General features: G+C 47.4%; 22 protein-coding genes. 10 read left to right on the top strand and 12 right to left on the bottom strand.

Translation table 11 applies throughout. From position 1 onward, the window contains the following. Window positions 1-22: 22 nt before the first annotated feature. Entirely contained in the window at window positions 23-1,210 is a 1,188-nt protein-coding gene (locus AYW76_RS02885) for a leucine-rich repeat-containing protein kinase family protein (RefSeq protein WP_067215504.1), read from the bottom strand. 13 nt (window positions 1,211-1,223) lie between these two features. Beyond that, window positions 1,224-1,505, bottom strand: a complete 282-nt coding sequence (locus tag AYW76_RS02890) for a hypothetical protein (protein WP_067215507.1) — start codon at window positions 1,503-1,505, stop codon at window positions 1,224-1,226. Between the two features lie 192 nt (window positions 1,506-1,697). Between AYW76_RS02890 and AYW76_RS02895 the strand changes: the two genes are divergently transcribed. Next, window positions 1,698-2,594, top strand: coding sequence for a DMT family transporter (locus AYW76_RS02895; RefSeq protein ID WP_067215510.1), 897 nt, complete (start codon window positions 1,698-1,700; stop codon window positions 2,592-2,594). Here the strand turns inward: AYW76_RS02895 and AYW76_RS02900 are convergent. Further along, window positions 2,591-3,637 (bottom strand): helix-turn-helix domain-containing protein, encoded by a 1,047-nt coding sequence (locus AYW76_RS02900; RefSeq protein WP_067215513.1) that lies wholly within the window; start codon window positions 3,635-3,637, stop codon window positions 2,591-2,593. The two genes, AYW76_RS02895 and AYW76_RS02900, sit on opposite strands and share 4 nt — an antisense overlap. A gap of 138 nt (window positions 3,638-3,775) precedes the next feature. Here AYW76_RS02900 and AYW76_RS02905 point away from each other — a divergent pair, with 138 nt between their 5' ends. Together AYW76_RS02905 and AYW76_RS02910 are read left to right on the top strand one after the other, a co-directional pair. Continuing rightward, window positions 3,776-4,123, top strand: coding sequence for a DUF805 domain-containing protein (locus AYW76_RS02905; protein ID WP_067215516.1), 348 nt, complete (start codon window positions 3,776-3,778; stop codon window positions 4,121-4,123). Beyond that, window positions 4,120-4,620, top strand: coding sequence for a hypothetical protein (locus AYW76_RS02910; protein ID WP_067215518.1), 501 nt, complete (start codon window positions 4,120-4,122; stop codon window positions 4,618-4,620). The genes AYW76_RS02905 and AYW76_RS02910 overlap by 4 nt, the downstream gene beginning before the upstream one ends. Window positions 4,621-4,658: 38 nt before the next feature. On the opposite strand, the gene AYW76_RS02915 is transcribed toward AYW76_RS02910, so the two are convergent. Both AYW76_RS02915 and AYW76_RS02920 read right to left on the bottom strand, forming a co-directional pair. Then, on the bottom strand, window positions 4,659-5,903 hold the full coding sequence (locus tag AYW76_RS02915; protein ID WP_067216073.1) for an MFS transporter: 1,245 nt from the start codon (window positions 5,901-5,903) through the stop codon (window positions 4,659-4,661). A gap of 127 nt (window positions 5,904-6,030) precedes the next feature. Next, window positions 6,031-6,537: a glycine cleavage system protein R gene (locus AYW76_RS02920; RefSeq protein ID WP_067215521.1), complete on the bottom strand. Its 507-nt coding sequence runs from the start codon at window positions 6,535-6,537 to the stop codon at window positions 6,031-6,033. A 238-nt stretch (window positions 6,538-6,775) separates the two neighbouring features. Between AYW76_RS02920 and AYW76_RS02925 the strand changes: the two genes are divergently transcribed. From AYW76_RS02925 to AYW76_RS02945, 5 genes are all read left to right on the top strand, one after another. Further along, window positions 6,776-8,605: a two-component system response regulator gene (locus AYW76_RS02925; protein WP_067215524.1), complete on the top strand. Its 1,830-nt coding sequence runs from the start codon at window positions 6,776-6,778 to the stop codon at window positions 8,603-8,605. Beyond that, complete coding sequence (locus AYW76_RS02930) at window positions 8,587-11,610, top strand: response regulator (protein WP_067215526.1); 3,024 nt, start codon at window positions 8,587-8,589, stop codon at window positions 11,608-11,610. Before AYW76_RS02925 ends, AYW76_RS02930 begins: the two co-directional genes overlap by 19 nt. Before the next feature lie 66 nt (window positions 11,611-11,676). Then, window positions 11,677-13,590, top strand: coding sequence for a putative bifunctional diguanylate cyclase/phosphodiesterase (locus AYW76_RS02935; RefSeq protein WP_067215529.1), 1,914 nt, complete (start codon window positions 11,677-11,679; stop codon window positions 13,588-13,590). Between the two features lie 113 nt (window positions 13,591-13,703). Then, entirely contained in the window at window positions 13,704-14,234 is a 531-nt protein-coding gene (locus tag AYW76_RS02940) for a DUF3750 domain-containing protein (RefSeq protein ID WP_067215531.1), read from the top strand. Window positions 14,235-14,379: 145 nt separating this feature from the next. After that, window positions 14,380-16,488, top strand: coding sequence for a TonB-dependent receptor (locus AYW76_RS02945; protein ID WP_067215534.1), 2,109 nt, complete (start codon window positions 14,380-14,382; stop codon window positions 16,486-16,488). 36 nt (window positions 16,489-16,524) lie between these two features. On the opposite strand, the gene AYW76_RS02950 is transcribed toward AYW76_RS02945, so the two are convergent. The 7 genes from AYW76_RS02950 to prlC form a co-directional block, all read right to left on the bottom strand. Beyond that, complete coding sequence (locus tag AYW76_RS02950; RefSeq protein ID WP_082866077.1) at window positions 16,525-17,319, bottom strand: IucA/IucC family C-terminal-domain containing protein; 795 nt, start codon at window positions 17,317-17,319, stop codon at window positions 16,525-16,527. Then, window positions 17,312-18,124: an ABC transporter ATP-binding protein gene (locus AYW76_RS02955; protein WP_067215540.1), complete on the bottom strand. Its 813-nt coding sequence runs from the start codon at window positions 18,122-18,124 to the stop codon at window positions 17,312-17,314. The genes AYW76_RS02950 and AYW76_RS02955 overlap by 8 nt, the downstream gene beginning before the upstream one ends. 14 nt (window positions 18,125-18,138) lie before the next feature. Next, window positions 18,139-19,167: a FecCD family ABC transporter permease gene (locus tag AYW76_RS02960; RefSeq protein ID WP_067215542.1), complete on the bottom strand. Its 1,029-nt coding sequence runs from the start codon at window positions 19,165-19,167 to the stop codon at window positions 18,139-18,141. Then, the gene (locus AYW76_RS02965) at window positions 19,160-20,173 is read right to left on the bottom strand and encodes a FecCD family ABC transporter permease (RefSeq protein WP_067215545.1); all 1,014 of its coding nucleotides are present in this window, start codon (window positions 20,171-20,173) and stop codon (window positions 19,160-19,162) included. Before AYW76_RS02965 ends, AYW76_RS02960 begins: the two co-directional genes overlap by 8 nt. Before the next feature lie 2 nt (window positions 20,174-20,175). Then, window positions 20,176-21,117 (bottom strand): ABC transporter substrate-binding protein, encoded by a 942-nt coding sequence (locus AYW76_RS02970; protein ID WP_067215549.1) that lies wholly within the window; start codon window positions 21,115-21,117, stop codon window positions 20,176-20,178. 143 nt (window positions 21,118-21,260) lie between these two features. Continuing rightward, on the bottom strand, window positions 21,261-21,521 hold the full coding sequence (locus tag AYW76_RS02975; RefSeq protein WP_067029921.1) for a YheV family putative zinc ribbon protein: 261 nt from the start codon (window positions 21,519-21,521) through the stop codon (window positions 21,261-21,263). A gap of 212 nt (window positions 21,522-21,733) precedes the next feature. Further along, entirely contained in the window at window positions 21,734-23,764 is a 2,031-nt protein-coding gene (gene prlC / locus AYW76_RS02980; RefSeq protein ID WP_067215552.1) for an oligopeptidase A, read from the bottom strand. A gap of 165 nt (window positions 23,765-23,929) precedes the next feature. Between prlC and AYW76_RS02985 the strand changes: the two genes are divergently transcribed. Together AYW76_RS02985 and AYW76_RS02990 are read left to right on the top strand one after the other, a co-directional pair. Beyond that, on the top strand, window positions 23,930-24,487 hold the full coding sequence (locus AYW76_RS02985) for a gamma carbonic anhydrase family protein (protein ID WP_067215555.1): 558 nt from the start codon (window positions 23,930-23,932) through the stop codon (window positions 24,485-24,487). Beyond that, window positions 24,484-24,936, top strand: coding sequence for a hypothetical protein (locus tag AYW76_RS02990; RefSeq protein WP_067215558.1), 453 nt, complete (start codon window positions 24,484-24,486; stop codon window positions 24,934-24,936). Before AYW76_RS02985 ends, AYW76_RS02990 begins: the two co-directional genes overlap by 4 nt. Window positions 24,937-24,985 lie beyond the last annotated feature (49 nt).

Genomic DNA, 24,985 nt, shown 5'->3' on the forward strand with positions numbered 1-24,985 from the left:
ATCAAGGTGTCTGTTACTGGGGCTAGCGCACTAGCCCCAGCACGTCCTCTTCAAAATACTGCAATGCACGACGTTCGATACGGCGAATTCCGTATTGTTGTGCTGGCGTTAGGTGGTGGTATTTGGATGCGGCGCCGAAATCCCCAAGTAAAATATGATGGTCTTGATTAATCAATACATTGTGGGCATATAAATCACCATGGCTCACTTGTCGTGCTTCAAAATGATCCACCAAGGTCTGCATTTGCGAGATGATGTATAGCGCCTGCTGCCTACTAAAGGATTGTCCTTGGGTGAACGTGTCGCGCGTGCATGACGTCAAGCTAGGGGGCTGCCCCAAGTTGTAATAGTCCGCTGGAATAAGCTCCATAACAAGCGCTGCGCAGTCTGGCTCATGAACATGGGCCAGTGGTTTTACAAGGTGTTCATGCTCCCCTACTGTTAAGCAAGCATCCAATTCATCTTGTGGATAGCCATCGCTGGTCACTTCACCTTTGTATACTTTTATCGCAACGTGCTTGTCAAAACCGTACATTGGTTTAAGCCACGAAGCGCGTGAAATTACCCCAGAAGCACCTTGCCCCAGCACTTCGTGCAATACAAAATCGTTTGTATGCACTTGTTTAAAATCCAGATGTTCATCACATGTGGCGCAAAATGGATTACCCGAGAATGCTAACCACGCAAGCTTAGGTAATGCGAATAGCACATCAGGAAAGGCCGCCAACTGGTTAGCGGCAATGCGAAGCAGCCCAAGATTCGTCAGATTTGAAAAGGAATCCGGCAACGCGGTCAGTTGGTTACCCGCTAACGCTAATTTTTCTAACCGACTAAGTTGGCCGATGCTTTCAGGCAACGCTTTAATCTGATTGTCCGTTAGGATTAACCAACGTGTTTGCTTGGGAAGGCAGTATTCAGAAAGTATTTCAATCTTACACGACTTGAAACCAATCATCTCTAACTTGGGCATTGTCCCTAATACATCGGGCAACTGCTTGAATGGATTATTCGAGGCAAATAAGATGCTTAACCGATACAGGCGTGACAAATCATCGGGCAGACTCGTCAATTGATTACCCGACAAGTCCAACACTTCCAAAGTGTCGGCCAGCGAAAAAATCTCCTGCGGAAATTCCGTCAGATCTTCCTTCAATGTTAGCCGTGTCGCGCCCGCTAACTCGCCACGACGCAATTGCTCAAGTGTATTCAAGACCGTCTAACGCTTAGTCTTGAAACGCTAGTGGCAATAAGAAGAAGATCAAGTAAGTGAACCAACAAAATGCGGCGCCTCCACCCACCCACATCAACCAACGTAGGCCTAATGGCCTTTTGTAATTATCCTGCAGCTCATTGTTAGCTAGATATTCGTTTACCGCTTGTTCCGCTGTATCAGCGTCTTGAAAGCCAATTTCCACATAGCCACACAAGCCTAGCTGATAAATAACATCGGCGTCTTGTTCTGCTCGCATCTGATCATTTCGTTGTAATACGGTATAGGTTGGCATGGCTCTGTCTCTTGCTGTCGTACGCTATTTTTCGTGGACGCAAATGCTACCACTTCTCACCTTTCATAGGGAGTCTGTTTTGCGACCTGATGAGTGGACTGTTGGCTCTCTAAGAAGTTTCGTTTTATTGAACGAGTATTCATGTTAGTTTCCAGCTAAACTGTCAAACACCATTGCCTTATAGGTGCACGGATGCTCATTATCTACATTTTGTTGGTTCTCATTTGGTCGACGGGGTTTATCACCGGAAAGTTCATTGTTGGCTTAATCGACCCAAATGTGTATTTGACCATTCGCTTTGCGCTAGCAGGCACGATCTTTGTCGTGCTTGCACTTGCGCTTAAGCGCGCCTTCCCTCCCAAGAGAGAATGGCCGAAGCATATCTTTGCCGGGGTACTGCTCAATAGTTTTTACCTTAGCTTTGCTTACATTGCCTTAGCACAAGGCCTCCCCGCTGGGGTGATGGCATTGATTGGTTCCATACAGCCTATTCTTGTCACACTCTTGGCGTTTCTACTGATCAAAGAAAAAACCAGTCTACTTGGCGTCATCGGAATGTTTATCGCCATTGCCGGATTGCTGCTGGTCATCAGCCCTTCGCTGAACTTGGGTGTTCAAGAAGCCACCTTTAGCCCTTGGTTAGCCTTACTCGGTGTCGCGGGGGTTTTGTGTCTGGCTTTCGGTTCAATTTATCAAAAAATGTCGATTTCAGGTTCTGACATTTTGGCCTCAATGGCGATTCAGAATCTTGCCGCAGCCGTGGTCGCCTTTGGCTTTATGATGACGTTGCAAGAAAGCCTGTTTGTGCAAAGTTGGGAGTCCTACGCATTAATAGGCTGGGGCGTATTGATTTTGTCATGTGGCGGAGTGTTTTTGTTGGTCTGGCTACTGCGTAAAGTCAAAGCCTCGCAGGTGTCGACGCTGATGCTGCTGGTACCACCGTTGGCCGCCATTGAAGGCTACTTTCTGTTCGATGAAGCACTGACTCATTTACAGCTAATCGGCGTCGCAACGACGTTAATGGGCGTGTATTTGAGTCGATTAAAGTGGCCTTTTCTCAGCCGCAAACCTCAATCACAGATTGATTAATCATTAACCTTTGATTGTGTACGATAGGCAGACGGCGTCATACCGGTAATACGTGAAAACTCACGATGGAAGTTGGACTTGGTTTGAAAACCCGAGTCCATGTAGATCTGAGTAATCGGATCGTCTGTTTGCTTTAGCAAGGTTTTCGCATGCTCGATACGAAACTGATTAACCCACTGAGAAATGTTTTGCTGCGTCAGCTTATTCACTGCTGTGGATATTTGTCGAGCAGGTATCCCCGCTTTACGGGCCAATCTTGCTAACGTTAGATTGGGGTCCAAATACAACATCTGCTCGCGCAATACAGACTCAGTTCGCGCCATGACCTCTTGTTGCTCAGCAAGGGAGCCCTCAGGCAGTGAAATCGCTTCTGACAAGACGTCCGCGCTCGAAGAGTCGGTGCGCTCTATGGCGCTATCATCGGCCATACTCACGCTGATGCACATGACCGCAAGCGCTAAAATCGGCAACATTAATCCATGGCCAAGCGATAGTATCCAGAGCGCATGTTTGCCATCTGTCAGCATAAAATCAACCGTCATAGCGCCATCGATCAAGGCCGAAAACAGCAACATAACACCTGCCACACGCTTCGACTGGATTGCCCATTGCCAATCACTGAGTCGAACATTTTCTGGCGGATGTTCAGCATCATTAGCAGCACACCACAACATCACACCATAGGCGACGTATTGCCCTGTAATAATGACGTCTAATGGCGGTAGCCATAGCGGATAGGTCAAGGAACCGACTGTCACCGCAATAGGCACTACCGCATGCCGCCACGAAGGTTTGCGACTACTCGACGCTTTCGCAAATATCCACCACGCTGCGACAGGAATAATGCTGGCAAATATCGGCTGCATTGTCCGAAACACGGCCCAATCCAATGTCCAACGTAATCCAACAACCGCGGTCGTTGCGGCACACATCAACAAAAACCAACAGGCTAAGGGGGTCGAGCGGCGTCGTTGTAGCCACAGACTTCCCGCCAAAACACACAACATTAATGACACAACAAATGGCAAAGGCACCGCCAACATATTTACATCCTTCCTCGTTTATCTGATGACATCAGTATGTCCTAAGTCGTTTTCCTTGACGTCCTATATCTTGATCTAGGACGCGCCATAGCTAGCGTTGAGCGACATTTAACATTCTTCCAACATAGGAGTCATAGGATGTATTGGTACATCGAAGCCTTTAAACACTACGCCGATTTTAAAGGCGTTGCCCATCGTCAAGCATTCTGGATGTTCATGCTGATAAGCCTGTTAGTCAGTCTTATCATAGCCACCCTCGAAATCCTAACAGATAATCCCGGCTGGCTGGATGCCCTCTATTCACTCATAACCATCATGCCTTTTTTTGCCATTGTCGTGCGTCGAATTCGTGACACAGGCATGCCCATTTGGAGTGTACTGGTGATCTTAATTCCAATTGTCGGCATGTTATTGCTGATTTACTTTTTATGTCTACCTAGCCAGCCTAGAGCGCACCTTCTGAATCCAAGAGGAGAGCCAATATGAACAGTGTTTTGACGTACTTAATCAGCGTATTTATAGGTGCTCTGTCTTTGGGAGCACCTGCCACCAGTCTACCCGATGAGGCACTAGGGGTGGTTTATATTACCTCGGTAAAAACAGGCAGTTTACCGTTTCTACACGGTATCAAAGGGGAAGGTAACTATCTCACCACCAATGAACAAGGGGAACTTTGTCGGGTTGAACCGGTGATCTTGGTGGCAGGAGGTTTCAACGGTGAGCACATTGGATTTGGTCAGGGTGACCCAATCACCTTAACCATCTATAACCCCACTGTATCTACTCGCTTGAAACAAGGTAAAAAAACCGTGAGTGCGGATTACAACGTATCAGTCGACCCAACTGCTCACCAAGATATTTATATTGAGCAAGGGTTAACACTCGCCGAAGGTTTTGTTTTGCATCCGCGCAAGGCTTGGTCCAGCTGGTTTGGCTTTCAACCGTCTCAGCCTGACTGTGACACGGCAACTCTTGATAACTAGACGCTATAATCTTGTAAGCGTGACGTTTTTTGGGAACGTCACGCAGACTCATGCGATTGACGCTGTTGCGGCAGATAATATTGGCGGTAATAAAAAATGCCCAAAGCGAACGCCATTAAAGCCGAAACACCACTGATACCAATCGACCAGCGCGGACTCATACTGTCTGCGATCCAGCCGACTAATGGTGCACCAAGTGCTGTACTGCCTAACATCGTTGCCAAGGCGATGGCCATCACGCGTCCCCGATAAACACGTACCGTAGACAACTGTAGAAAGGTAAACGAAGAGATCGTCAGTAGCTGAATACTAAAGCCCAAAACCGTCATCATAATCGCAAAACTGATAAAGTTGGGCGCCACCGCCAGCAGCGTACTGCTCACAGCAACACCAGCCGGTAAACACACTAAAAAGCCAAAAGTCGGTTGCTTGCGACTTGCCGTCATAAGCGCGCCAGCAATCGAACCAATCGCCATCATTGAGATCAACAAACCATATTGACCAGCATCGCCATGAAACACATGCACTGTCATCGCAGAAAGATAAACTGGGAAATTCATCACAAACGCAGTCACCATCGCGATCATGACCAATAATACTGCCATTTCACGGTGCTGATTTAGATAACCAAAGCCAGCTAAGAAACCGGCACTTTCTGCTTTCTCAGTTTTCTCCTGTTGACCGGCTAACGTGCGTTTGCCGAGCAAATACAACGCAACAAGAAGAGGAACAAACGTCACAACGTTTAATACGAACACCCAGCCAGCACCCACCCCAGCAATCAAGAGGCCCGCAATAGCAGGCCCAATCAAACGCGCAGAATGAAATGACATGGAATTCAAAGACACGGCATTGGACACTTCCTTTTCCGTCACAACATCGGATACAAACGCATGGCGAGCAGGTGCGTCAAAGGCCGCAACGATGCCTAGTCCAAGAGCACAAGCATAGACGTGCCAAAGTTCAATGACGCCCGATATCGCTAATATGCCCAACAAGAGCGCTAAAAATGCCATTGAGAGTTGCGTCACCAATAGAAGCTTACGTCGGTCAATCCGATCTGCCGCCCAGCCGGTAATAGGAAGCAATAAGATTTGGGGAATAAATTGCAGGAACACCACAACCCCCACCGCCGCGGCATTATGATCCGTCAGTTGAGAGATAACGATCCAGTCTTGTGCAGTGCGTTGTAACCAAGAACCAATATTTGAGATAAAGGCGCCGATCACCCAAAGCCTAAAGTTGGGGTTGGATAATGCTCGGAACGTGGTAGGGAGTTGCATGTGCTTAAAGATAACCTGTTTCAATGATCTTATAATCATTGAAACAGGTTCTAAAAATGCTGCAACGAATAGCACAATGTTTCCCTGAATTACAGTAAAATTTCTTATTTACGTAGACAGTTCAGTCTTACTCAGCTAGCTCCACAACTAAGTCGCTACTAATCTGTTCGACTGCTTTCTCTAAGTCTCTGGCACTCAGGTTACTGGGCAGTGTAATTTCAAGCTCGGCTTTAAACAGCATCTCTGAACTCATCGGCGCGGGTTCACAATAGCTGTTTAAGTCAATAACGTTCGCCCCTAAGCTACTCAACGTTTTGGAGACTTCACGAATAATGCCAGTACGATCATTCCCCATCACAGATAACACCACCACTTCATCGGAATATGCTCGACGACTGGCCGCTTCAACAGAGACTTTTAACCCCACAGAAGACAATGCTTGCAGAGCTTTGATCAGACCTTGCTCATGCTCTTTTGGTACTTCAACTGTCACAATCCCAGCAAACTTATCAGCAAGGTGCGCCATGCGACTTTCACTCCAGTTGCCTTGATGTTCTGCGACAACATGAGATAACGCCTCTACCAATCCTGGGCGATCATCACCAATTACCGTTAACACTAAATGTTGTGTCATAAGGCCATCCTATTCTTTTGTTACTGCTTATTTGTAAGATCAGTATAAACCTGTAATCCCGCTGACGTCAGCAGAGAAATGGAATTTCCCTACCTCATAGTAAAATCACAATAAAAGCTAGCCTTCCCCTACGCTTACCAGTTTTAGCGAACATACCTATACGCTGTTAACACTTGGTTACTAGACTTTGCCTAAAAAATGAACGACTCTAAGTACTATCCAAGATGATGGGATCAAGATGAAAGCTTTTACTGTATTGATCGTCGACGATGTACCAGACAACATTGATGTACTGCGCAAAGTGCTAGCGCCGCTAGATTGCAAGGTATCTGTTGCTACGTCTGCTGAACGTGCGTTATCCATTCTTGAGCAACTAGAGCCTGAATTAATGTTGCTCGACGTCATGATGCCTGGCATGAGTGGCTTTGATCTATGTAGCCTACTTCGTAAAGATCCGCGTTTTAAAGAAACCCCTATTATATTTGTGACCGGTCGCACCGATGACATCAGTCAAGGCTTCGCAGTAGGGGGCAATGATTACATCACCAAACCAATCAATACCGACGAAGTGATTGCTCGCGTCACCCATCACAAAGAACGACATCAGATGATGCAGCAACTGCGTTCTTTAAATAGCGAACTGGAAGAACGTGTACGACAACGTACAGCAGAATTGGTGACCACCAACAAATTGTTGCGCGAAGAGATTAACGAACGGCGCTATATGCAAGATCGCCTCAAGTATCTCGCTGACCATGATTTTGTTAGCCGAACCCACAACCGTAAGGCCTTAGAGTATTTTGTCGTTGAGCTGATTTCCCAACCACAAGACAGCTTTCAAGAAGCCTATTATATGTCAGTTGATCTGTCTCGTTTTAGAGTCGTCAATGAAAGCTGTGGGTTAATTGCTGGCGATGAACTGTTAAGTGAAGCCGCCGAGCTTATTTCACTGATTGTAGGCAGTAATGCTTTTGTCGCACGCCTAAGTGGCGATAGTTTTGCTGTCGTCTATCCAACCGATGATTGTTCCGTAGCGAGTAGTATCGCAAACCAACTACATGAGGAATTTTCGCGTTTTAGATTTTTCTGGGGAGAGCGTCATTTTGATATTGGCGCCACCCTTGCAGTCGTGAAAATTGACCAATCACTGACGTCCTTTGATCAAGTCCTGATGATGGCCGATGAGGTCATGTTCAGCGCTAAGCGCGCCGGCGGTCAGTGTGTTAGCTACTTTAGCGATGACAACGAGCAAGCAAGCAAACAGAACGCACGACAAAACTGGGCATTACGACTCATTGATGCATTAAAATACGATCACTTCCGTGTCTATTTTCAGCAGATTTGTCCTCTTAATGCACAAAGCAACGGCATACGAATGGAAACACTGGTTCGCCTTTATGCACCAGACCAAGAAAAAATCCTGTTCCCCGATAGTTTTTTATTTGCCGCAGAACGTTACCAACTGATTGCAGATATTGATCGTTGGATGATTCGCAAAGTATGTGAATTTCTTCGTGATCATCCAGTACAGCAACAACTCATTGAACAAGTCGCCCTCAACCTGTCTGCAACCACTCTGCGTGATGCGCATTTAGTCGATTATATTCAAGATGCCTTAGAGAAGTATGCGATTAACCCACGTAAGTTGTGCTTTGAAGTCACTGAGACCGAACAAATTATTCACGTACATCGAACATCATCCATTCTCGAACAAATTAAACAACTTGGTTGTAGCATCGCTATTGATGATTTTGGCAGTGGCTACTCCAGTTTTAGTTACCTGCGAGACTTTCCATTTGATCATATTAAAATCGATGGCATCTTTGCCCGTGAAATCGAACACTCAGATGCCAGCATGGCCATGGTGCAGTCCATCTTAGACGTAGCCAAAAAACTCAACAAACCATGCGTTGTGGAGTTTGTTGAAAACCAAGGATTGGCCGATCTGTATCAATCAATGGGCATTGAATGGGGGCAAGGTTATCATTTCCATAAACCTGAACCACTCAATGCGGCCAATGTTGATCTGTGCCTTACTAGGGCAAAAGTATGCGAAGAGTCGCACTAGCTCGAACCTTTATTTGCTGGATTATTAGTACTTTTTCTATTTGTGCTTCAACCTACGTGGCATCTTTTGAGCTTTCCAAAGGGGAGCTGCAATGGCTAGAACAGCATCCAGCTAAAATCGTTTTTACAGGGGACCCTAACTGGCTACCTTTTGAAGCCTTTGACGACCAAGGACACTACATTGGTATTGTGTCCTCCTTCCTAAAAAAATTTACCGACGATACGGGTATAGAATTTGAATTTCGCCCAACAGACTCTTGGAGTGAAACGTTAGAACTGGCGAATAAGCGCGAAGTGGATGTGCTATCTGATGTATTAGGCAGCCTCACGCTACGCGAGCATTACACTTTTACTAATTCCTACATCAGTAATAATCTAGTAATCATCTCCAACAAAGTTGGAGGGCAAATTACAGATGTCACTGACATCAGCCCCAGCCCAATTGGCATTATTAAAGGCTATGGCTATACATGGGACCTCTATGAACGTTATCCAGATACGTATTTTGTCGAAGTTGATAATGTTCAGGCGGGCTTAGCTGCATTAGAAGATGGAAAGTTCAATTACCTCATCACCACGTATGCATTAGGACAATTCCAGCTCAAAACGCTTGCAAAGAATCACCTCAGTATTCGAGGACAACTCCCTGTACAAGCACACTTGGCGTTTGCAATTCGCAATGACTGGCCACAACTCAATGGTATTTTTAACCGCTGGATAGATTCCCTAACCCCTGAACAACGTTACCAAATTGCAGAAAGCTGGTATTTAAACAACACCAGTTACTTCAGCAAAGATTCGATCAATTGGGTCTATGTCATTTGGTCTTCCGTGATCATCCTCCTACTCATCAGCTTTACCAGCTATGCGTGGTACAGTCGCTATCTTATCAACCGTCAAAAGCAGCATTTCAAGGCATCATTATCCGCTATTAATGCGGCGGGCTGGCGTATGGTGAAGCAGTCCTCTTTTTTCCAAATATCAAGAGCGTTTAAAGACATCCTACCGTTTGATACAGAACACCCGAAAAACCTAAATGACTTAATCAACCTAGCGCATCCACACGATCAGGAGGCTGTTTACGAAGCGTTTCGCCAAGCACGCTTAAATAGCAACAGACCCATCGATGTCGAATTTCGCTTAAACGGCGACAAGTCATGCTGGCTCGCAGTCAAAGGCAGTACGATGGACGAGCACAGCAAAAAGCCGTTGCTGATTGGTACGATTGAAAACATCACAAACCGTAAATTGATAGAGACCGAGAAGCAGCAAAGTAATGCTATTGTCACGCTGTTATTTGAAATTTTACCCGACCTCGTCGTACTGGAGTTATTTGATCAACAGGAACCTATCGCGAATCGAGCCTATCGCACTTTTTTCAATCAACAATCCCTGTTCGATAGCCTATCCAGCGATCAAAAAAACATCTGGATAAAACAAGAAGAGTCGCTCAGAAAGACACAAAACCTTTGTCATACCTCAACTTGGGTCTGTCCTGATGCAGAACGAAAAGCGTATCTCAGTATTATTCGAACTCCTTTTGTGAACAGTGATAAACAAGTCATTGGGATTTTATCTGTGGCACGAGACATCACAGACACCTTTTTGCTACAGCAGGAATTACAGGAAGCTAAGCATCGCGCAGACCAAGCCAATGCGAGTAAAAGCGTATTTCTAGCCAATATGAGCCATGAGATTCGAACACCGTTGAATGCCATCTTGGGCTATGCGCAACTGCTTCAGCAAGAAAACTTAGGCCAAGAACCAAGTCATCAAATACAACGGATCTACTCAGCAGGCCATCGTCTATTAGGCCTCATCAATGACATCCTCGATCTTTCGAAAATTGAGGCAGGACGACTGCAACTCAATGAAGCAAGCTTCCCAATCAAAAAAGAACTACAGGAACTTGCCGCCATGCATCGCCAACGAGCTGAATCCAAAGGCCTATCATTCCACAGTGACATTCAGCTAAACGATCACGACCATGCCTTCTTGGATAAAACAAAGTTCGGCCAAATAATATCCAATGCTCTGGACAATGCAGTTAAATTCACCGATCGAGGTAGCATAAAACTCATCGTCGAATACCGCCAAAAACACCTTAAAGTCCAAATTTTAGATACAGGACCGGGAATCAGCCAAGACGACTTAGATCGTTTATTCTCACCATTCAGCCAAGGCCAAAGTGGCAAAACCCATGGTGGTACCGGACTAGGTTTAATATTAGCTCGACGCTTAGCCGATGCAATGGGAGGCTCATTTACCTTACACAGTGCAGTGAATCAGGGTACCGAAGTACAAGTGGATTTACCGGTATCACTGATCGTCGAAGATCACCTAGAAAACAAAGACATCCAGTGGCGACTGCCACAAGGCAGTACTAAAACAGCCCTTATTGTCGAAGATGATGAACTCAGCCGGGAAATGCTAGAACAAATGCTAAAAAAAATAGGCTTTAGTGTGTTGCTCGCCGAAGATGGCGAGCAAGCATTGGATTACCTAAACGCCCACGTTGACGTCGTCTTCTCTGATATCCGTATGCCTAATATGGACGGCATGGCGCTGATTAAACATATCCGCACCCACTCATCACTTCAAACACTCCCCGTTATTGCCGTCACCGCATCCAGCTTTGATCATGAAAAGCGCCACTTTTTGAACAACGGCTTTTCCGACTACATAGCTAAACCCGTCGCTTGGCAACAATTGTGTCAAAGCTTACGCGATCTCATGACGCTCACACCTTGCGAGAATTCGCTTGAAGAAACCAAGGGACACGCAGATTTGCTTCGCCCTTCTCAGACAAAAGTGAAAATCGATAAAGCCACGCGCGATGAACTGCATCAGCAATTTCAGCACGCATGCAAGCTAGGAGATGCCGATGAAGCACTGATTTGTCTAAACAAACTTCAAGATTCCACTTACTCTCCCGATAAATTGGATATAATTAGGAAATACCTTGAACGTTATGACTTTGAAGCAGCGCTATCGGTAGATCTATAACATTTAGAATTGGGTCGACATCGATACACTGGATTGTGTGTCCTGAAGAGAATAAATAATACCCTTATGCTCCCAACAAAACTCTCACAAGTCGAACAAAAAGATGCTGTCAGCCTTCTTTATAACAATCTAGGCATTGGCTTATTCATCACATTTGTAACCTCATCGACATTGATCTTTTCATTCCCTCATGCGGATGAGCAACGTTCTGTGCAATTTTTATGGTGGGGCTTGCTGTTACTCATCTGCATCTTACGCTTTGCAGATCTGTTGTATTTCTTCTTTCGCACCCGACACGCAGATAGGTTTGCCTATGGCAGAGCTTTCCGTCGATTTTCTATAGGAGCGATTTTAACAGGGAGTGCTTGGAGTACTTATGCTGTATTGGCTGTGATACAAGACCGAAGTTGGGCGGAACTTGCCATCACATGCATTATTATTGCAGCGTTTGCGGGCGGTGCTATCAGCCTGCTAGCGGGCTCACGCAAGCTGTCTATCAGTTACTGTGCTGTGATTACTTTACCGTTAGCCATAGCGCTACTGTTCTCTGATGAGCCGTTCCATGACACCCTATCTTATCTAACGTTTGCTTTCTTTATTGTCATGGCTGTGGGAGCCAATAAAGCAGCGCAGTTCACTTCGCGCTCAATACACCTAAAACATCAAAACGACCACTTCTTATCCCATATGGAACAGGAAGTCGCGAAGCGTACTCAAGAAATTTACTCTCTCTCGAATATTGATCCACTAACCAGTCTATTCAACCGTAAAGCGTTTTCCGAAAAGTTTAACTATCGCCTACAAACTCAACCAAACAGTCAACTGGCCGTCCTTTTTATCGACCTTGATGGCTTCAAAACCATCAACGACTCATTGGGTCATGAAACTGGCGACGCCGTCATCCGAGAGGCGAGTAAACGCATACAGCAAAATATAGAACCCAGCGATCTACTGTGTCGTTGGGGGGGCGATGAATTTTTATTAGTGGTTGAACAACATGACCATCTGCTCGAAGACGCTCAAGAGTTAATTACACACATATCGTTTCCTTATCTTATCGATGGATCAAAGCTCTCCATTGGTGCAACCGTTGGCATCTCTTACTACCCGCAGCATGGCTCCCAACACGATCGTTTAATTCAACGTGCAGACATGGCCATGTACAACCAGAAACGTTCTGAGAAAGGCCGTGTCGGCGTCTTTGACGAATCGTTGCGTGAACACTTACTACGCGAGCTTCGCCTCCGAGATCATTTAGAGAATGCCGTACACCGGCACGAACTCTTTTTGGTTTATCAGCCCATTATTGCCACGGACACAGGCAAAATCGATGCCGTCGAAGCGCTCCTACGCTGGCGCTTAGACAATGAAATGATTCCACCTGATGAATTCATCGGCGTTGCCGAGCAGTACGGCTTTATTCGCGCTATTGGTTTATGGGTACTTGGTGAAGCCTGTCTCGCGGGGAAACGTATGCATGCGCAAAGCCCTGAACTGGGCATCAGTGTTAACGTCTCTATTCAACAATTGTTGGACGAGGACTTCCCTGATGAAGTCGCTGCGACGTTGAAACATACGGACTTTCCAGCTCATTGTCTTGACTTAGAAATTACTGAGTCCCTTTTTGCCCACGATAAACGGCGCCTAATTGATAACATTGCACGACTTAAGAAAACCGGTATTAAGGTCTCTATTGATGATTTCGGCACTGGCTACTCATCATTGTCTGTGATGCAAGAGTTCGATGTGGACTACGTCAAGATAGACCGTTCCTTTATCTGGTCTATGGATACTGGTGGCCGCGCCATTGTAGAAGCGGTTTCTCAAATCGCCTCCGCTTTTGACTACAAAGTTGTGGCAGAAGGCGTCGAAACGGAAGAACAGCGGCGCCTATTAACCAATATGGGTATTGAGTATCTACAGGGGTACTTATTCTTACCTCCGGTATCAGAAGAACAGCTGATGCAGCATTTACTCTGATCCTAAACCGATCATCAAGTGTGTTCGGATTATGAATCAATTCTGTAACCATCTCGAAAAGGCGCGCTATGCGCCTTTTTTTTGTCAAACTGATAATAAACTTGGAGATGGATATGAAAAAGATACTGTGCGTTGCCACCTTAGCAACGTTATTAAGCGCATGCTCTAACTCAGATTGGCGTACCGCAAGTCGTGAACCAGCAGGGATAGCGCCGGCACCAGATCAGGAGCCTGAAGCGGTCATCGAAGTGTACGGTGCTGACGCTTTCAGCTGGCGCGGCTGGTTTGCAGTGCATACTTGGATCGCCACCAAAGAAGCCGACGCATCAGAATACAAAGTCCACGAGGTGGTTGGTTGGCGTGTAAAACGCGGACAGCCGGCGCTCTACAGTTACATGACCACTACACCCGACCGATACTGGTTTGGCGCAAAGCCTGAAAAAATCTTATCGATAAAAGGCGAGAAAGCCGCCGAACTGATTCCAAAAATAGACCAAGCGGTACAGGAGTATCCTTGGAAAAACGACTACACTGTCTTCCCCGGCCCCAACAGCAACACCTTTCCAGCTTGGGTCGGTTTACAAGTGCCAGAACTTGAACTCGATTTACCCTTTAGCGCCATTGGCAGTGGCTACGCAAACTAGCGTAGCCTTTCCAACGGTTACAATGCGACCCTTTTTCTACTTCTATTGACGAAAAACCGCGTTCTGTTTTACAAAACATAACGATAACCGTTACTATTCTCACCAACTTTAACAGTAACAAATAACTCTAGGTGAGGAATCCCCTATGCGCTACTCTCTCTCGATGCCGTTTGGTATCGCTGTGTTACCGTTCGCTTTAACAATTACATCAGCCGCCATCGCTGACACTCAATCCATTCAACTTGAGCCGATCGCCATTGAATCAAGTCGTATGAACACCGAAAAAGGTAATAACGTCCAAGTCGTTACCGTCATCACACGAGAACAAATCGAGCAACAGATGAGTGTTAGCTCAGACAGTTCACAAGTGCTGTCTAACTTACTTCCGGCCTATGCGCCCAATACGCAGAAACTAAATAACAGCAGCCAGACTTTCCGCGGTCGTTCTGTCCTATATATGGTCGATGGCGTGCCACAGTCCAATCCCATCCGCGAAGGAAGTCGCTCGGCGCATACCATTGACCTAGCCATGGTAGAGCGCATTGAAGTGATTCATGGTGCTAGCGCGATTCATGGTTTAGGGGCTACAGGGGGTATTATTAACTTCATCACCAAGTCGAATCGTTCCGACAGCCTAAAGCAGAACATCAATGCTCAACTGACCATGCCAACCGAAGGCCTTGACGGTGATACCCTGTCTTATAAAGTGGGCTACCAAGCACAAGGGGCGAAAGGCAACTGGGATTACTTAGTTGGCCTAACACGTGAAACACAGGGCATGTATATCGATGGTAATGGAGATTACGTAGGCTCAGCCACGGTTCGAGGTGACATCCAAGATTCCGACAGCTACGACGCGTTTGGTAAAATAGGCTACTGGTTCAATGACGATCAAAACCTAGAATTTGAACACAACCGCTACGAACTCGAAGGGCAAATGAATTACCGTGGTGTTTCGGGTGACCGCGACAATGGCATTGCGACCAGCTCCATCGAAGCTCGCCCCGAAGGAAAAGCGCCGTTTAACGAAGTTAAAACAACGAGCCTAGTGTATACCGACACAGATATAGCAGGTATGGAGCTTAAAGCGCAGGCTTTTCATCAAGACTTTAAAGGCCGTTACGGGGCCAGTACATCGGGGAGTTTCCAAGACCCAAACACCTCAGAAACCATCTATGATCAATCGCAAAATGAATCTAAAAAAATTGGCGCTAAAATTAGCTTAACCAAAGATGGCCTGCTGGATAACCGCCTTAAAGTCGTGACAGGATTGGATGTACTGCAGGACACCACCAGTCAAAAGCTGATCCTAACAGATCGCACTTATGTGCCGGAGACCACTTATCAGAACTACGCTCCCTTTGCTCAGTTTGAACTGCAAGCGAATGAGCGCCTTGTGTTACAAGCCGGTGCACGCTATGAAAAAGCTAAGCTCGATGTAGACACTTATCAAACCGTCGCCGCCCGTAATGGCGTCACCGTTAATGGCGGACAACCAGAATTCGAAGACGCCGTTTACAACGCGGGTGCCGTCTTTAAATTAACCCCTTCCGTCAGTGTGTTCGCAAACTATTCACAAGGCTTTGGTATGCCGGATGTCGGTCGAGTGCTACGTGGTGTGAGCGTTGCAGATCAGGACGTTGACACCCTGATTGATCTCTCGCCGATCATCACTGACAACTACGAGGCCGGTGTACGCTATAACAAGCAAAACCTTGATTTCGAAATAAGCTATTACGAAAGCAACTCTGACTTAGGCAGCCGTATTGTTGAAAACAATGGGTTGTATACGGTCAGCCGCGAGAAGAAAGAAATCCAAGGGGCTGAGGCTACTCTCGGTTTAGCCCTAACAGAGCAACATCGTCTGGAGGCTGGTTACTCTTATATCAAAGGTAAATCCGATCGTGACGACGATGGTTCAGTGGATACTAAGCTAACTGGTGCAGAGATTCCACCGAACCGCCTACGTCTTGCTTGGACGGCTAACTGGAACAATAAACTGTCCACTATGTTACAAGCCAATCATGCCTTTGACCGTGATTTCGATGACAACGAGTTAGAATTTGACGGCTACACACTCGTTGACGCATCAATGGGCTATCAGCTTCCTGTAGGCCGCTTAAATGTATCTGTTGCGAATCTCCTGAACGAGGACTACTTCACGTACTACTCGCAGAGTGCTTATAAAAATGATGACTTTTACTTCAAAGGTCGCGGTCGTACCGTTACCTTGGCGTACGGTTTAGAGTTCTAAACCTACGTCTTTAATACCTAAAAAGCGCCCATTCGCTTAACGAATAGGCGCTTTTTTATTTCGTTGCAAACGCAGAGGCAATGGACAGTTATTACAAAACTCCTGCGGTTCCGTCGCACGATAATAATAACAACAAGTACGACGTATACGCACAGGCTCCGCCACATGCTCAAGCTGTGTAAACGCCGCATCAAACTCAGCAATTGGGTTTGTCTCTAGACCAAAAACCGCACTCGCATCGGGCGACAGCAACCACGCATAATCCGCTTGCGCCAACGCCCGCTGACTGCCTTCCAAGCCAGGCAGAACACGTCGCTCATAAATACTGAACACACGTACCGCTACATTTTCCCAAAGGATCCGCTTCGGCGAACGGGTAAGGCGGTGAAATATTTCGACCAGCGGCGTTAAATGCTCAGCAAATGCTTGCTGCAGTACGAGTGTACGCCAAGCCGAACGATCAGCACACAAGGGTGTTATGTGAATGCTTTTTAGCGGCAATGTAGACTGCCAAATACGATCTTTCAGACGATAGTCAAACTGACATAGAGAAAGGGAAACGTCCAAGCCCTTATCAAAACGGGACATGGCATAAAGTGTCGGGGCCAAAACTAGAAAGGCCAAGCGTTTAATGGTTAACGACGCCGCGACTTTAATGTTTGGCGCCCCCAAAACGGGCGCAATCTGCTCCAGCACCGCCAAGCAGTGATCATCATCGAGTAGTTGTGCCGCATCGATACGAGAGCCAAACGTCTCATCCGGCGAAGACAACGACAAGCCATAGGCCTGCAATGCTTGCCATTCTTCCGCCGTAAAGGTTCCTTTAACCAAGCTTACGCCCCTTACCAAATGGAATGCACATGGGCGTTCCAAATAATGGGTCTTGCGTGATATGACATTCCATATCAAACACGCTTTTCACCATGTCGAAATTCAAAATATCTTCTGGTGCTCCTTGGCAGAATACCTTGCCCTGCTTCACGGCCACCATTTGCTGGGCATACCGACACGCTAAGTTCAAATCATGCAATACCATTAAGATCGTCGTATTTTGCGTTTGATTCAGCTCAAACAGCAAATCCAGTATCTCGATTTGGTGGGTTAAATCTAGATAAGTCGTTGGCTCATCCAGCAGCAGAATTTCGGTATCTTGTGCCAAGGCCATCGCGATCCAAGCTCGCTGACGCTGACCACCAGATAAAGCTTCAATAGGACGCGCGGCAAAGTCTTGCATATTGGTGTCATGCAGCGCCTTTTGTACCAGCTGTTCGTCCTGTTCTGTCCAACTTTGCAGCCAATTCTGATGTGGGTAACGCCCTTGGCGCACCAATTGCTCAACCGTCAGCCCTTCTGGGGCGGTCGGCCCTTGAGGTAAGATCGCCAGCTTGCGAGCCACGGCTTTTCCAGACTGCTCTAACAAATTTTGATCGTACAACAATACCTCGCCAGAACTGGGTTTTAGCAAACGTGCCAACGACTTCAGTAACGTCGATTTACCACAGCCGTTCCCCCCCACTAATACTGTAATTTGATTTGGCTCAATGGCCAGGTTTAAGTCATCAATGATGATGGTTTTATCGTACCCAAGCGTCAGCTTTGCGCAGCGCAATGGCGAGACATTCGACGGAGTAGTCATAACGCGTTGCTCACTTAAAATCGTTGTCGATATAGCAGAAAAATAAAAAATGGAGCGCCAATAGCAGACACAAACACACCGGCAGGAATGTCCAACGGTTGAAAGAGCGTACGCCCAATTAGATCCGCCAACATCACTAACGATGCGCCAATCATCGCGGTAGCAGGCATCAATAAGCCAAAACTACGTGTCACTAAACGGCGCGCGATGTGCGGTGCAATCAAGCCAACAAAACCCACAGCGCCCGCATACGCCACAGCCGGAGCGGCCAACAAAACACTCAAACCAAGCAAAACTAAACGCAAGCGCTGCACCGAAATACCTAGCCCAGTGGCTAACTGATCACCGAGCTCTTGTGCATTGATGCGCCGCGCTAGACACAGCGTCAACGGCATACTGACCAACAACCAAGGTGCCAATGCACGCACATCATGCCAATCGCTTCCGTACACACTGCCGGTTAGCCAAATATACGCCGTGATACTGGTTGCTGTTGAACTGACAGCAATCAACAGCGTCGTCACCGCGCCCATGGCCGCAGACACGCCAATCCCAACTAAGATCAAACGCATGGGCGTCACGCCATTGCGCCATGCCAATACGTAAATCGCCAATGCCGCGACCAGCGCACCCGCGATGGCGAAGACAGGTAACCACCCCATGCCTAACCCAGCAAACAATGATAGAAACGTCACAGCGGCGGCGGACGCACCGCTGGTAATGCCAATAATATCGGGCGATGCCAACGGATTGCGGATCATTGACTGCAACACCAAACCGGACACCGCCAAGGCCGCTCCAACCATGGCCGCCATCAACAAGCGCGGCAAGCGCAAAACTTCCACCACAAAAGCAAACTCGCTGCTAGACTCCGATAAGAATGTTGCCAAAACGTCTCTCGGCATGATCAAAGTATCTCCCAGACACAGTGATACCCACATCACCAACAACATCACCATCGTAATCAGTATCAACGCCAACAACGCTTGGTATGGCACCGAAAAGGACCCCCAACGCTGGCGAACCACCCATTGCTTAGCCATGTTTACGCCCCTTACGTGCCAAATAAATAAAGAACGGGGTACCAATCAGAGCCGTCACTACGCCAATAGGCACTTCTTCTGGTGCCAACACAAAGCGACTGACCACATCCGATAACAGCAGTAAGCTGGCACCCCAGACGGCCGCCAGTGGTATTAACCATTTATGATCATTCCCTACAAACGCCCTCACCATGTGCGGAACCACCAAGCCAATAAAACCGATATTCCCTGCCAAAGCGACGGATATACCAGCCAAACCAATAATCAGCACGCTGAGCGCGACTTTTAGCAACAGGGTATTTTGCCCAAGCCCTTTGGCAACATCGTCCCCAGACAGCAAAATATTAATATGGGGCGACAACAGCAACGCCACAAAAAGCCCCGCACCAAGATAAGGTAAAATGGGTAATATCGTGTCTAATTCACGACCAGAAACTGAGCCTGCCACCCAAAACAAGACGCTGTCCAAGCCTTCTTGCCCGATCACCAATAACCCCTGAGTGAAAGACATAAACAACGCACTGATCGCCGCACCGGCCAAGACAATACGCACGGGAGATAGGCCATCGTGTCCCATTGAACCTAAACCATAAACCAATGCACCGGCCAGTGAAGCCCCCACAAACGCGATCCAAATGTAGTCGTTAAGGGTTGTGACCGAAAAAACTTGAGCGAACAAAACAATGAAAAAGACAGCGCCCGCATTCACGCCAAAGATCGCAGGCGAAGCTAGAGGATTTCGCGTCAGCGTTTGCATCAATACGCCCGATACCGCCAACGCAGCCCCGACAGCACAAGCCACAATCGCCCGCGACATGCGAGTAGTATGAATGATCACATGATCAATAGAATTCGGATCGTACTGCCAGAAAGCATCCCAAACACTGTGAAGCGGAACTGTGTATTGCCCAAAGGCCACACTGACCACAAAACTTAGCAGCAGTACGAGCAATGAAAGCAGCACAAGCCCAGATCGTAAGCCAACTGCTTGATAGGAAATCAACATAATCAGCTCGCAGGCGTTAGATGATAAAGCTCAGACAACTCATCCAACATCAGGTTGGCGCCTAAAATACCGCCAGAGAGTATCCAATTCACAAAGTTAACTTGGTACACCTGACCGTTTCGAGGGGCTTTTAATACTTGCCATAAAGGGTGCTGACGCCAATCATCGTAGTTTTGCTGTACCGCCCCATCTTCTTGATCAAACAACACAAAGAACACATCAGCGTTAATGCTCGGCAGTGCTTCTTTGGTTTTTAGTTTTATCCCCCAGCCCTTATGCTCTGGTATAGGCGATGTAAAACCAATATCTCTTAATACCGCACCTGGAAAACTTTCGTCTAGGTATATACGCATGTGATCGGCACGGGCATTTAGGATCGACGCCGTTAGCGGCCACTTTTTCTGCTGCGCGCTGAGCTGCTTACGAAAATCTGCCGTACGTGCTTGCCACGCCTGCCACCGTTTTTCGCCTTCAGCTTGATGCCCCGTCGCTTCAGCCACCAACGCTAACGAACGCTGAAAATCGTACACGGTGTCCGCCATTACTGTAGGCGCAATTTGTGACAACTGACCGTAAATTTTCTCATGACGGAGTCTAGCACCAATGATCAAATCCGGTTTGAGACGTGCGATGGCTTCCAAATTCGGCTGCGTTTCAAGACCAACGACCTCAGCGCCTTTTAAATCATCGCGCAAATAGTGGTAGATAGGTTTCTGTGCCCACGACTCCACTACCCCAACAGGCGTAATCCCTAACGCCACGGTAGAATCTGTTGCGCCTTGATATAAGGTGACCACTCGCTGAGACGAGACAACTTCAGTGTCCCCCATCGCATGCGACACGACAATATTACTGGCCAACGCGTGGCCTTGAAGCCCTAACAAAAAAGAAAGACAGACGCCCAGAATTGGACGCTCAACACAACGCTTTAGAAAGGAGCTCATACGATGGCCTAGAAAAGGTGAATTGTTACAAGAGATATTCGTTATGTTAATGATAACAAATATCATATTCAACAACTCACCCGTATATCTAGCCACTAACCCTCGAATAGAGCGTGATTAGGCAAGTTTACGCTGGGCGTGTATCAGTGTTTGGTATCACCCGGATTTGGCACAAAATTTATGACCGCTGTATCCGCTTCGGGTGCAGAACTGTGCGGCTGATTTACACGAGTTTCGAGCTCTTGTGGTTGCGCTTGGACTTTAGTCGACTGCTCGTCTTCATAGCCACAGGCCACACACTCGCGAAATTGCTTCTCAGCATCGTCATCGCGCCATGCACGAATCTTATCCATCTCACTACAACGTGGGCATACTGCCCCCGCAATAAAGCGTTTGGTTGTCATTATTAACCTCGGTTTCTAGAGTCCAGCTCAATGCATCTAAGTTTACGCCATCATGCCGCTACTGATTGAGACTTTCAGTCGTCTAAAAAGACGGCCAATAGGTTGATCTGCTTTCCTTTTGACCGCATCCATCAATGAACACGCAAGACGAAGGTGCAGGGATGCACCTTCATCGAGGTAAAAGGAAACAGATCTAGCCAGAAAACCAAAAGCTAAGCCGCAATACCGCTATGGCGAAGCAGTGCATCAACACTTGGTTCACGGCCACGGAACGCTTCAAACAGCTCGGCTGCAGGACGTGATCCACCATTCGCTAATATAGTATCACGGAAGTGAGCACCAGTTTCAGTGTTGAAAATGCCCTCTTCTTCGAATTTAGAGAAGGCATCCGCTGACAATACTTCCGCCCATTTATAGCTGTAATAGCCAGCTGCGTAACCGCCTGCAAAGATGTGCGAGAAGCTGTTTTGGAAACGATTAAACGCAGGTGGCACATTCACTGAGACCTTACTGCGTACGTCGTCCAATACATCTTGCACTTGGATGCCATCTTGGTATTCACGGTGTAAGCGGAAATCAAACAGCGAAAACTCCAGCTGACGTACCATTTGCATGCCAGACTGGAAGTTTTTCGCCGCCAGCATCTTGTCGAGCAAATCTTGTGGCAATGGTTCATTGGTTTCAAAGTGACCAGCAATGTGCGCTAGCGCTTGAGGCTCCCAACACCAGTTTTCCATAAACTGACTGGGTAATTCGACCGCATCCCACGCCACACCGTTGATGCCAGAGACCGATGACACATCCACCTGAGTCAGCATATGGTGTAGACCATGACCGAATTCATGGAACAAAGTAGTGACTTCATCGTGCGTCAACAGTGCCGGCTGATCACCAATCGGCTGCGTAAAGTTACACACCAAGTACGCTACTGGCAGCTGTAAGCGGCCGTCCTCTAAACGACGACGCACACGACATTCGTCCATCCAAGCACCGCCACGTTTGCCTTCACGAGCGTAAGGGTCGAGGAAGAAACGCGCGATGTCTTCGCCGTTTTTAGAGATCGTAAACAGCTGCACATCGTTGTGGTACGTATCGAAGCCGGACTCTTCTCGAATGTCCACGTCAAACAACGTTTGTGCGGTATAGAACAAGCCCGATAGCACTTTGTTGATTGGGAAATAAGGGCGCAACACTTCTTGAGAGATCGAGAATTTTTGCTCACGCAGCTTTTCGGCGTAATAGCCAACGTCCCACGCATTCAGGGACTCGATACCATGCTCTTGTTTGGCAAAGGCTTTCAGGTCAGCTAAGTCTTGCTCTGCAGACGGCTTTGATTTCACGGCAAGATCGTCTAAAAAGTCGACGACTTGCTGGCCGCTTTCCGCCATTTTAGTTGCCACAGACAATTCAGCGTAATTGTCAAAGCCTAGGATCTGCGCCATTTCGTGGCGTAGCGCTAGAATTTCACTGATCAAAGGTGCGTTGTCAAATTTACCTTCATTGCTAAGTTCAGAAGCGCGGGTAGCATACGCGGTGTAAACCTCTTCGCGTAACGCTTGGCTGTCCGCGTAGCTCATCACTGGCAAGTAAGATGGCAAGTCTAGTGTGAACAACCAACCCTCTTGCTCTTTGGCTTGCGCCATTTGTTTTGCCTGCGCTAAGGCTGACTCGGGCAAACCGGCAAGTTCAGCCTCATCGGTAATCACCTTGCTCCAAGCATGCGTCGAATCCAATACATTTTCACCAAATTGACTGCCCAGCTCAGATAAGCGTGCGCTGATCTGGCCGTAACGTTGCTTTGCCTCGCCCTCAAGACCTACACCTGATAATTCAAAGTCACGAATCGTTTGTGTCAGCGCTTCGCTTTGTGCAGGTGTCAGTGTCTTAGCCTCTTCGCTATCAGACAAGGCTTTGTAGGCTTCATATAGCGCTTTGTTTTGCCCAAGTTCAGTGTAATATTCACTCAGCTTAGGCAAACACGCGTTGTAGGCCTCACGAATTTCTGGTGTGTTTTGCACCGAGTTTAAATGGCTTACTGGTGACCAGAACTGACCTAAACGATCATGGATTTCATCGAGTGGTGTGACCAACGTTGCCCACGTTGGCTGCTGGTTTTTTGCAACGACCGTTTCGATGTCGGTGCGATTTCTTTCAAGCAACGCCTCAAGATCAGCGGCAACCGAACTCGGATCAACTTTAGAGAATTCTGGCAAGCTGGTGGCATCCCATACGGACTGTGTCATATCGTGGTATCCTTTTTGGCGTCAGCAAGATGCTCGGCACCTTGCAAAAAATAGGTTTAGTACTGACATATAAGATATGTGGTCTTGGCGCTTTTTCAATGGGGTAACAACGATCACATCCATAGCTTTCATTAATGCTGCACCGTGTGTGCTAAGGAAGAGACAATGACTATCAAGACATTTCGTGGTCACACGCCAACATTTGGAGAGCGTGTTTGGGTCGATGAGAGTGCTGTTATCATCGGTGACGTCGAGATCGGCGACGACAGCTCGGTTTGGCCCTTGGTGGCAATTCGCGGCGATATGCACCGCATTCGCATCGGTCAACGCACCAGCATCCAAGACAATTCGTGCCTACACATCACTCATGCAAGCACCTACAAGCCGGAAGGCCACCCGCTCCACATCGGTGACGATGTTACCGTCGGCCACATGGCCATGCTACACGGCTGCACCATCGGTAACAAAGTATTAGTCGGCATGGGCACCACCATTTTAGACGGTGCGGTGATTGAAGACGAAGTCATTATTGGCGCAGGCTCACTGGTGCCGCCAGGCAAGCGTCTCGAATCTGGCTTTTTATACAAAGGGTCGCCCGCTAAGCCTGCGCGTGCCTTGTCCGAGCAAGAAATCGAATACTTCCAATATGCCGGCCTGAACTACGTCAAACTCAAAGACGAGTACTTAGCAGAAGCGGCCGCAGAGGAAGGGCAATCAAAATGAGCCGCTTAAGTGCGCCATTCATTGGGGTAACGCTTGTGGCGGGGGCTTTTTGGGTTGCTACTCAGTCTTACCAAAATAACTTTGCAGACCCTGCACTGTCGCCCGAAGCGCAACAAAACTTAGGTATTCAACTGCTGGAGTTTCCTCGAAATGTACCGCCGCTGGAGCGCTTAACCGCTGGAAAGTGGCAGGCCATTAACCTACAACCCAAAGTTTGTGACGCTGTTTGCCAAGGCCAAATGGCACAGCAAGCTTCCTTTGGTGTCCATATAGTGCCCCCTTCGCAAGCGGCTTATCAGGATTTAGTCCAAGTCACGAGCGCAGACAACTATGCAATTCATCAAGGTAAGGTATTGCTTATCAATCCAGAAGGGAAATTTGCGGGTTCTATCAAGCCGCCTTACGATAAATCCCACCTCGGCAACATACTTACCGCCTTAAACCCATAATTTTTGGCTTTTTGTGTAAGAAACTCTCGGCTTGTGACGTCTACTTAGA

The organism is Marinomonas gallaica, from assembly GCF_001639745.1.
In the GTDB taxonomy this organism is placed as follows: domain Bacteria; phylum Pseudomonadota; class Gammaproteobacteria; order Pseudomonadales; family Marinomonadaceae; genus Marinomonas; species Marinomonas gallaica.

Excerpts from the sequence above, each read along its gene's own strand:
- AYW76_RS02890 (WP_067215507.1), bottom strand. The coding sequence starts at position 1,505 with ATGCCAACCTATACCGTATTACAACGAAATGATCAGATGCGAGCAGAA.
- AYW76_RS02895 (WP_067215510.1), top strand. The coding sequence starts at position 1,698 with ATGCTCATTATCTACATTTTGTTGGTTCTCATTTGGTCGACGGGGTTT.
- AYW76_RS02900 (WP_067215513.1), bottom strand. The coding sequence starts at position 3,637 with ATGTTGGCGGTGCCTTTGCCATTTGTTGTGTCATTAATGTTGTGTGTT.
- AYW76_RS02905 (WP_067215516.1), top strand. The coding sequence starts at position 3,776 with ATGTATTGGTACATCGAAGCCTTTAAACACTACGCCGATTTTAAAGGC.
- AYW76_RS02910 (WP_067215518.1), top strand. The coding sequence starts at position 4,120 with ATGAACAGTGTTTTGACGTACTTAATCAGCGTATTTATAGGTGCTCTG.
- AYW76_RS02915 (WP_067216073.1), bottom strand. The coding sequence starts at position 5,903 with ATGCAACTCCCTACCACGTTCCGAGCATTATCCAACCCCAACTTTAGG.
- AYW76_RS02920 (WP_067215521.1), bottom strand. The coding sequence starts at position 6,537 with ATGACACAACATTTAGTGTTAACGGTAATTGGTGATGATCGCCCAGGA.
- AYW76_RS02925 (WP_067215524.1), top strand. The coding sequence starts at position 6,776 with ATGAAAGCTTTTACTGTATTGATCGTCGACGATGTACCAGACAACATT.
- AYW76_RS02930 (WP_067215526.1), top strand. The coding sequence starts at position 8,587 with ATGCGAAGAGTCGCACTAGCTCGAACCTTTATTTGCTGGATTATTAGT.
- AYW76_RS02935 (WP_067215529.1), top strand. The coding sequence starts at position 11,677 with ATGCTCCCAACAAAACTCTCACAAGTCGAACAAAAAGATGCTGTCAGC.
- AYW76_RS02940 (WP_067215531.1), top strand. The coding sequence starts at position 13,704 with ATGAAAAAGATACTGTGCGTTGCCACCTTAGCAACGTTATTAAGCGCA.
- AYW76_RS02945 (WP_067215534.1), top strand. The coding sequence starts at position 14,380 with ATGCGCTACTCTCTCTCGATGCCGTTTGGTATCGCTGTGTTACCGTTC.
- AYW76_RS02955 (WP_067215540.1), bottom strand. The coding sequence starts at position 18,124 with ATGACTACTCCGTCGAATGTCTCGCCATTGCGCTGCGCAAAGCTGACG.
- AYW76_RS02960 (WP_067215542.1), bottom strand. The coding sequence starts at position 19,167 with ATGGCTAAGCAATGGGTGGTTCGCCAGCGTTGGGGGTCCTTTTCGGTG.
- AYW76_RS02965 (WP_067215545.1), bottom strand. The coding sequence starts at position 20,173 with ATGTTGATTTCCTATCAAGCAGTTGGCTTACGATCTGGGCTTGTGCTG.
- AYW76_RS02970 (WP_067215549.1), bottom strand. The coding sequence starts at position 21,117 with ATGAGCTCCTTTCTAAAGCGTTGTGTTGAGCGTCCAATTCTGGGCGTC.
- AYW76_RS02975 (WP_067029921.1), bottom strand. The coding sequence starts at position 21,521 with ATGACAACCAAACGCTTTATTGCGGGGGCAGTATGCCCACGTTGTAGT.
- prlC (WP_067215552.1), bottom strand. The coding sequence starts at position 23,764 with ATGACACAGTCCGTATGGGATGCCACCAGCTTGCCAGAATTCTCTAAA.
- AYW76_RS02985 (WP_067215555.1), top strand. The coding sequence starts at position 23,930 with ATGACTATCAAGACATTTCGTGGTCACACGCCAACATTTGGAGAGCGT.
- AYW76_RS02990 (WP_067215558.1), top strand. The coding sequence starts at position 24,484 with ATGAGCCGCTTAAGTGCGCCATTCATTGGGGTAACGCTTGTGGCGGGG.